The 522-nt window shown below is 45.8% G+C and carries 1 pseudogene; it reads left to right on the top strand.

Annotated elements, in window-relative coordinates:
* A pseudogene (locus tag HMPREF2750_RS02135) lies at positions 1-522 on the top strand (electron transport complex subunit RsxC); the annotation flags it as partial.

Below are 522 nucleotides of genomic sequence, written 5' to 3'. Positions count from 1 at the left end.
CCAAAGCCAAGAAAGCTGCTGCTCAAGGTGAAACAGTTGAGACAAATGCAACTGGAAGCGCGGTCAAAAAAACAGATGATAATTCAACCGCACTTGATCCGAAAAAAGCCGCGGTAGCTGCAGCCATTGCGAGAGCCAAAGCGAAGAAAGCTGCCGCTAATAGTGAAACTGTTACAACACATGCAACTGAAAGCGCAGTAGAAAAAACAGATGAAAATCCAACCGCACTTGATCCTAAAAAAGCTGCAGTAGCCGCGGCCATTGCAAGAGCCAAAGCCAAGAAAGCTGCCGCTCAAAGTGAAGCTGTTACAACAAATGAAACTAAAAGTGCGGTCGAAAAAACAGATGAAAATCCAACCGCACTTGATCCGAAAAAAGCTGCTGTAGCCGCTGCTATTGCAAGAGCTAAAGCGAAGAAAGCCGCAGCTCAAAGTGAAACGGTTACGACAAATGAAACTGAAAGTGCGGTCGAAAAAACGGATGAAAACCCAACCGCACTTGATCCGAAAAAAGCTGCTGTAG

The organism is Haemophilus sp. HMSC066D02 (genome assembly GCF_001810545.1).
Taxonomy (GTDB): domain Bacteria; phylum Pseudomonadota; class Gammaproteobacteria; order Enterobacterales; family Pasteurellaceae; genus Haemophilus_D.
This window is presented reverse-complemented; position numbering and strand designations above follow the sequence as displayed.